The 2,134-nt window shown below is 72.6% G+C and carries 2 protein-coding genes; both read right to left on the minus strand.

The window, feature by feature from the left end:
• Nucleotides 1-89 precede the first annotated feature (89 nt).
• Nucleotides 90-1,184 (minus strand): potassium channel family protein, encoded by a 1,095-nt coding sequence (locus tag AOK18_RS27665; RefSeq protein ID WP_055574019.1) that lies wholly within the window; start codon nucleotides 1,182-1,184, stop codon nucleotides 90-92.
• Nucleotides 1,181-2,134: molybdopterin-binding protein (locus AOK18_RS27670; RefSeq protein ID WP_055696102.1), on the minus strand; the 954-nt coding region annotated here is incomplete at its 5' end. The genes AOK18_RS27670 and AOK18_RS27665, both read right to left, overlap by 4 nt.

The raw sequence follows: 2,134 nt of genomic DNA on the forward strand, positions 1-2,134 counted from the left end.
GGCGGGTGGGGCCGTGGTGCTCCGGAGCGGGTGGCCCGGAGCACCACGGTGTCACTCGCGCGTCCCGGTGGTGAGGCTCCCGCGGACCGTCAGTCGTGGAGCGGGCGGATGTCGGGGGCGACCTGACTGCCCGGCGTCGCCCGCACGATGGTGATCAGCCGGTCCGTCAGCTCGAGCGCCCCGACGTTCGCGTCGTCGTAGCCGAGCACCCGGTGTCCGCGCAGGACGCTCACCACCAGATCGTCGACCTCGCGCGGCGACTTGCCCACCTCGGCCTTTATGACCGGCCGTTCGACCATGTCGAGACCGGTGCCCTGCTGGATGAGGTCCTCCATCACCATGCCGGCCGCCGGGCTGAGCACGGACAGGCCGAGCAGCCGGCCGGCCGCGCTGGCGCTGGTGATGACCGCGTCGGCACCCGACTGCTTCAGCAGGGGGGCGTTCTCCTCCTCCCGCACCGCGACCACGATCTTCGCGCCGCGGTTGAGCTGGCGGGCCGTCAGCGTCACCAGCACGGCCGTGTCGTCGCGCTGGGTGGCGATGATGATCTGCTTCGCCCGGTAGGCCTCGGCCCGCTTCAGCACCTCGCTGCGCGTCGCGTCACCTATGACGCCCGCGAATCCGTCGGCCGCCGCGGCCTCGATCGCCTTGCTGCTGGGATCGACCACGACGACCTGCTCCTTGCGGAGCCCCGTCGCGCAGACGGTCTTGATCGCGGACCTGCCCTTCGTACCGAACCCGACGACGACGGTGTGATCACGCAAGGTGGACCTCCAGCGGTTCAGTCGCCACTCCTCCCGCGTGCGTTCGGTGAGGGCTTCGAGGGTGGTGCCGACCAGGATGATCAGGAACATCACGCGCAGCGGTGTGACGACGAAGATGTTGGTCAGCCGGGCGGCGTCGCTGACCGGGGTGATGTCGCCGTACCCCGTGGTGGAGAGGGTGACGGTCGCGTAGTAGAAGGCGTCGAGGAAGTCGAGGGTGCCGTCGGAGTTGTCGGTGTAGCCGTCGCGGTCGAGGTACACGATCAACGCCGTCACCACGAGGAGGAGCAACGCCATGGACAGCCGTTTGGCGACCTGGCGGACCGGGTGCTCGACCACCTTCCTGGGCAGTTTCACCCGATGGGTCACCAAGTGCTCGTCCGCCTGGCGGGCCATGACGTCCTCGCCCGAAAGTTTCACGTGAAACACACCCCGATTCCCCCGGACGCCCAGGGCAGATCCAGCAGTTCCGTCTCCTGACCGGGACGTGTACCCCCCGGAGGGACGACCGCGAGGGCGTCGGCCGCCGCGACACCCCGCAGCATGGCGGGCCCGTTGTAGCGCAGCGGCAGGGCCGCGTCACCGCGCAGGACGACCGGGACGAGCCGGGTGTCGTGCGGATGCCCCTGCACCGCGTCCCGCAGCGGCATCGTGTACGGCTCGGGGGCGGGACGGCCCGCGAGGGTCCGCAGCAGGGGTTCGGCGAGCGTGAGCAGCCCGGAGACCGCGGCGAGGGGGTTGCCGGGCAGCCCGACGAGGTACTGACCCTCCTTGGTGCGGGCCAGGAGCATGGGGTGGCCGGGGCGCACCTCGACTCCGTCCACGAGGAGTTCGGCACCGATGCGGTGCAGCGTCGGGTGGACGTGGTCGACCGGGCCCGCGGCGGTACCGCCGGTGGTGAGGACGACATCGGCGCCGGACCTCGTGATCGCCCGGTACAGCGTCTGCGCGTCGTCGCGGACCCGGCGGACGGCGGTGACCTCGGCGCCGAGGGCGCGCAGCCAGGGCGGCAGCATCGGGCCGAGGGCGTCCCGGATCAGTCCGTCGTGCGGCAGGCCCGCGGTGAGCAGTTCGTCGCCGAGGACGAGGACCTCGACGCGGGGGCGGGGGAGGGTGCTGAGCGTGTCGTACCCGGCGGCCGCGGCGAGGCCCAGCACGGCCGGGGTCACCAGGGTGCCGGCCGGCAGCAGCCGCTCGCCGCTGCGGCACTCCTGGCCGCGCGGGCGGATGTCCTGACCGTGCGCGACCGTGGAACCGGCCCCGGCGCGGGACGCGCCCGGCGGCCGGGACGGGGTGCCGGAGCGGGGCGGGGCGGAGGGCCGGGACGCAGTGGCGTGCAGCCGGCCGTTGTCGTCGGTACGGCCGTGTTC

The organism is Streptomyces prasinopilosus (genome assembly GCF_001419695.1).
Taxonomy (GTDB): domain Bacteria; phylum Actinomycetota; class Actinomycetes; order Streptomycetales; family Streptomycetaceae; genus Streptomyces; species Streptomyces prasinopilosus.